At 35.6% G+C, this 5611-nt stretch carries 4 protein-coding genes; 3 read left to right on the top strand and 1 reads right to left on the bottom strand.

All coding sequences use genetic code 11. The features are described from left to right. Window positions 1-136 precede the first annotated feature (136 nt). The gene (locus P9B04_RS13340; protein ID WP_342055482.1) at window positions 137-817 is read right to left on the bottom strand and encodes an iron-containing redox enzyme family protein; all 681 of its coding nucleotides are present in this window, start codon (window positions 815-817) and stop codon (window positions 137-139) included. 295 nt (window positions 818-1112) lie between these two features. Between P9B04_RS13340 and P9B04_RS13335 the strand changes: the two genes are divergently transcribed. The 3 genes from P9B04_RS13335 (at window position 1113) to P9B04_RS13325 (ending at window position 5429) form a co-directional block, all read left to right on the top strand. Beyond that, a complete protein-coding gene (locus P9B04_RS13335) occupies window positions 1113-3440 on the top strand; it encodes an AAA family ATPase (protein WP_342055481.1) in 2328 nt (775 codons plus the stop codon). Between the two features lie 744 nt (window positions 3441-4184). Continuing rightward, complete coding sequence (locus P9B04_RS13330) at window positions 4185-4484, top strand: hypothetical protein (RefSeq protein ID WP_342055480.1); 300 nt, start codon at window positions 4185-4187, stop codon at window positions 4482-4484. 735 nt (window positions 4485-5219) lie between these two features. Then, complete coding sequence (locus P9B04_RS13325; RefSeq protein ID WP_342055479.1) at window positions 5220-5429, top strand: hypothetical protein; 210 nt, start codon at window positions 5220-5222, stop codon at window positions 5427-5429. Window positions 5430-5611: the final 182 nt, after the last annotated feature.

Raw genomic sequence — 5611 nt, 5'->3', positions numbered from 1 at the left:
TCTTGAACACATTATAACTTAATTCTGCCTACATTTTAGATGCGTTTGCCCTGTACTTCAAGGTATTATCTTACAGTCTGTTAGAAAACTTTCTTATTAGTCACGAAAAAACTGGGATATCTAGTGCTAGAAGGTATTATGACGGCACTTGCTGAGCAAAAGTAATCCACTTATTCCAAGTTTGTCGCCAGGTTTTCTTTGAGTGATTGTAGCCAATAATTACCAAATTTGGATTAATTTTTTGTTCCCTAATTAGTTGTTCAACCGCTTTGCGAATCTTTATTTTGTGGACTTGATCCTCCCCTCTAACGTGAATATCAAAAAACTCGTAATCAATTTTGTCTTTATTCCTAATAATAAAAGGGTGTTGATTTATAAATCTCTCAAATACCTCTAAATAAACAGCACATACACACTCAGTTCCAAGCCCTTCTGCTCCTAATATAAAGTCAAGAGAACTATTGTTGATAACTAAAATCATCGGATCTACTCTGTATTCTTCTTTAGGAATATGTTTAACTCCTATACTTCTTAAAAAATTATCCCACAGGTATAAATGGGATTTTTTATAATTTCCATTTCCTTGTTCGTCGTTCAATATATCAGCAATTAAGCTTTTTAGTTCGCTTTCTTCTAATCGTGAGACCATCAAAGCAAGGTGATTTGAGTGGGTCTTAACTAGCCATCTATAGTTGATAGCAACCTCTTGTAGTTCTGCTAAAGTGCAGTTTGGGATTGTAGAGAAGCCAGATTGTATGGATATCTCTTCTTGTAGCCTAGAATCGTCAAAATGACTCCAAAAGTCGGTGATTTTCATGGAGAAATTGGATAGTATTAAATTGATACAACAATGTTCGACTGTGAGTTCCCAGCCCAGCAAGCAAACACTCACAGCCAAGGAACCTAGCGCGGTTTGAAAACCGATCGCCTAGCTGTCTAAAGGTTATCTAAGAATCTTTCTTTCGGCGCAGCTAATTGGTACTTTTTTCGGAAGAAAATATTAAGAGTTTTTCTGTTCAATCCACCGAGGTAAAATTTATGAAGAGGTATAACAATCTCCAAAGAAAACCCGAGACAAAAGTCTCGGATACATACTAATATTAACTTTCCGAATGGTAGCTCAGTTACATCCAAACAGAAACAATCCAATCGCGGCACAGCTTTCCCCTTCCTCCCTTGAGGCCGAAGAAAATATCCTCGGTGGAATCTTATTAGACGCAGAAGCTTTTCCAAGAGTTAAAGATTTGCTAGAACCGAAACACTTTTATGTTCCTAGCCATCAAATACTGTATAGGAGAATTACTGAGCTTTTCGCCTCCAAAGGTACCACTGATTTTATTTCGGTGCAAGCTTACTTGCAAGATAAAAACGAATTGACAAAAATTGGAGGTATTCTAAAATTAAGCCAACTGCTAGACCATACAGTTTCTGCCGTCAATATTGATACTCACGCTGGTTTAGTTATTCAGAAATGGTTGCAAAGAGAAACTCAGAAATTAGCGCATAATTTAATCGAGTTCTCTCAGCACTACCAATCCGGGGATCTTTCAAATTGGTATGAAGAGAAAAATATAGATCCCAAAAATATCCTAGATAATCATAGTTTATATTTGGGGATAGTCGAGGAACAAGTACACGCTTTAACTAGAGGGCGATATCGAGATTCTTTAAATAAAGATTCTGATACCGCAACAGTTGACAGAATAATTCAGAAGATAAAGAATATCGAGAACAATTTTGAAAAGCTAGAGTACAAGCGTTTCAAAATTGTTCAATTGGCTAAAGAATACAAAATTTCGGAAAGGCAATTAGAGTCAATTTACCTTTCCTCTCTACTTTCTGATAACAACGAACCGATCCGAACTTTAGCCGAACTCAGGGCGGCGTACGGTGAAAATCTTAACGATTGGTTCATACAAGGGATGCTTCCGAAGGGATCAGTTGTCCTACTTCATGCGCTTGGTGGAGTAGGGAAAACTCGGTTAGCTTATGACTTTTGCTACTCGATGGCTTCTGGCACATCTTGGGGAGGACAATTCCCCGTCACAGCTCCTAGCCGTCGCTGTTTGTTGGTGCAGACCGATGAGTCCGCTAACGATATGGTTCGCTCACTTAACGCCAGAGGCTTCAATGATGATCACGGAATATTTGTAAAGACTAAGTGGTCGTTCGACAATCTAGCCAGCTTGAGAAGAGAGATTATAGAGAATCAGATAGAGGTAGTTGTCCTCGATAGTCTCACGGCTTTGAATCGTAATACGATTGTCAGCGAGAATGACACGGAGTATGCCAGACCGATACTCCAACTCAAAGACTTAGCCCAAGAGTTGGGTATCTCAATATTGTTAATTCACCATAGCAATAGTGAGGGGAAATCAAGGGGAACGAAGGCAATCCATAACTCCGTAAGTCAAGTATTATCATTGAAATTTCCCTCAGAAGGCTCAAAGACATCCTCACCAGAAAGACTCTTGATCATCGAAAAATCTCGCTTCAGAAGGCCTACTCAATATAAGTTAGCCTTCGAGTTTGACTACGAGACTGGGCAGTGGTTCTGGAAGTGTGAGGGGGAAGAAGGAGAAGAGGAAAGGGATACCTTTTTGAAGGATCAGATAGTAAGATTTTTACGCAATCAGCGTAACCGATTGTTCACCGCCGATCAGCTTGCGAAGAAATTAGGAGCGGCTTATAACTCAGTACGTAAATGCCTATTTGAATTGTCAGAGCTAGACCAAGTTATCTCGCGGAAACGGTCTAATAAGAAGGGAAGGCCCTGGCTGCACTTCTTAAAGTGGGAGAACGATTGTTCTCCTAACCATGACCCAGATCCTGGTCTTACTGATCTTACTGATCCAGATAATCTTACTGATCTCACTGATCTGGAGGGTGAAGATCAAAGAGAACCTGCTCAGGATGCGGATTTCCAGCTTACTGATCCTTTTTCTGCAAAAAACCCAGAAAAAATTCTAGAAAAAATTCCCAAAAACGAGGATCAGGAAGATCAGAGAGATCAGGTAGAGTCTGAAACCAGCATCACACAAGAATTAGAACCTGTGACCTCACTGATCTCGGAAGCTGATCACCTACCGGATCAAAGAGAAAAAACAATGGATCAGGATCAGAGAGAAGATCAGAGAGCAGACAAACCAGAGGGGGAAGTCCAAGAAAGTTTATCGAGTACCGAGACTAATAATGACAGTTCGGAAAGTCCAGCGGGGGAAAAATCTTCTTCAGCCTTGGAAACTGAGAATCAAGAATCAAGCTCAGAAAAGACCGAAGGGATAAGGGTCTCCTACTGCGGTAATGATCCGAACTTCAAACAAACTCTTCTTTATGCGACTAATCTCCGAATGGTTGGAATAACGGAGAACGCTATGGCTATTCTAAAAGCTGACAATTGGTCAGTTGAAAGGGAGGTTCCTTTCTCCGATCTCCAATAAAGTTAAGTCTACAAAAAAACACCCTATCAGGTCACAAAGAAGTTTTAAACCTATAGGGTAGTTTTCTAATGTTTAAATTATTAAAGAGAATAAAAATCATGAAGTACAATGAACAGAGATTAATAGTCTTTAGATTTAAGCACACTATATAACGATGAAATCAAAATTTTTAGGGTGTGGTATAGAAAACTATTCAATCTTTAAAACAGTGTTCATTTTAAATCTTCCATTGGACGCTTTAACAAAAGTGGTGGTTAGGGTTGAACATGAACTAAATAAAGTTAGAAGAGAAATCTTAAGTTAGATTATTATCAATCTCGGTAAGAAGAATCTGGATCTCATTTATTCTTCCCCGAAGGTTTTGTTTTTTCTGTAAATAACCCAATCTATTTTGTTCTTGTAAAACTATATCTCCTGTGGCTATTTTCCTTAACAGTCTGCAAATGTTTGGTTTGTCACCCCAGGTACAGTCAAATTGCTCCGCTAAGTGTTCTAGATTCTTTCTTGTCTGCAAATCCATTGACAATGTAATAGTGTTATTTTTTATGCTCACGGTGATTTGTGTAAATTACACCTAAAATTGTATTCATATTTTTTGGAAAGTCTAATTTTTATACTTAAACTTTATATTCAGATAAGTTTATCGGGATTGATCTACTTTTGAAAAGAATGTAAAATAAGATGCAGTTACTGCATTTGGAAAATAGTTAATTTACTAATTTTAGAAAAAATTGAGGTACTTAAATGGCTGCAGAAATAGAAATCAAAGAACTAATAGAAGAGGTGCTTACCTGTATAATTGAGTATTCAAAAGATTTTGTTATAAGTAAAGCTGAATTATTTGAGACTTCAAAAATAATTGATGAGCAAATGCTTGATAGTAAAAAATTAATAAAGACCCCAAAAATCGAACAATTGATTAAAAGTCTTGGGGAGAAAACCCTTGAGAATAATGAAAGTCATATCACTGTCAAAGAAAAAGAAATAGCTAGAGAGCTACGTAGCGAATTAAGAAAACAATGGAAAAATTTTATTCTTGAGTGAGTTTTTCTTGTTCATTAAAGTCAAATTAAAAGTAAAAAGATGGTTGTATTATCAATAAAGAATTAACTAAATAAAGTTGGTAGTGTAGTTGTAAGAAAATGATATGAAGCAAATACGACAAAGAGAATACAGAATGTGATTAGTAGTGATGCGATCGTAACAAGAATCAAGGCAACTGTAAAAGTAAAAGATTCCCATAGGACATCTATAATAAATTCAAACCAGTAATATATTTTGTCAAAAAGAATTTTGATCATTGTTTTTTTGTTAGATTATGTTTATGATTTCTCTGGCTTTAGTGAAAATAAAAAGCTATTTTAAAAGAATAATTGAATAATTAATATCTAAAATAAATAAATAAAATATTAGCTGGTTAGCTTACTAATTCCGATTGCATATATCCTTTAAGAATTAGTTCTGATAAAAATACTTGCAGAGGCTTTTGCTGTCGTAAAGCTTCTTTTTTTAATGTGTCAAAAGACTTTTGAGATAGTGCTATTTTGGGACGAATCATAATAGTTTTTATTTATTGGTTAACTTATTTTGTCCTATTTAGGAATAAAAATCATCCGTTTAAATACGGGTCACCAGTGTCACAGATAATCTCGGTTTTATTTTTTATAACTATCAAGAACAATAAGTTTAGAGATAGATTTTTAGTTTATTGGAATTAGGGTGATCTAAATCACCCTTACCTCTGATTTGCCTCACTATTTTGTACCTTAGATAAAGAATATGAAAGATTCAACTAATTATGGCTCTAATGTTTGTGAATACTGCCTTAGAATTCAAGGGCAAGCTATTTTTGATCAACTAAATAAGATTATCTTTCAAGTAGAAGCTGTAAAAGTAGCACTGGAAGAAAAATACGGAATTCTCAATATAAATCCTATAGATGAGCAATCGGCATTGGAAGAACTGTGGCAACCACATTCTGGAAAATAAAAATTTCAAAACCAAATTTGACCTGATTTTACTAACTAATAAACCAAAAAAATGACAGCATTAAATTTAGCAGATATTCCCACTGATATAGCCTGCATTATTCATGAAGAAAAAACAAAACAAAAAAATAACCTGCATTATTCATGAAGAAAAAACAAAACAAAAAAATAAGCAATTAGCAT

The organism is Crocosphaera sp. Alani8 (assembly GCF_038442745.1).
Classification (GTDB): Bacteria; Cyanobacteriota; Cyanobacteriia; order Cyanobacteriales; family Microcystaceae; genus Crocosphaera.
This window is presented reverse-complemented; position numbering and strand designations above follow the sequence as displayed.

Coding starts and splice junctions, on each gene's coding strand:
- P9B04_RS13330 (WP_342055480.1), top strand. CDS start 4,185: ATGGCTGCAGAAATAGAAATCAAAGAACTAATAGAAGAGGTGCTTACC.
- P9B04_RS13325 (WP_342055479.1), top strand. CDS start 5,220: ATGAAAGATTCAACTAATTATGGCTCTAATGTTTGTGAATACTGCCTT.
- P9B04_RS13335 (WP_342055481.1), top strand. CDS start 1,113: ATGGTAGCTCAGTTACATCCAAACAGAAACAATCCAATCGCGGCACAG.
- P9B04_RS13340 (WP_342055482.1), bottom strand. CDS start 817: ATGAAAATCACCGACTTTTGGAGTCATTTTGACGATTCTAGGCTACAA.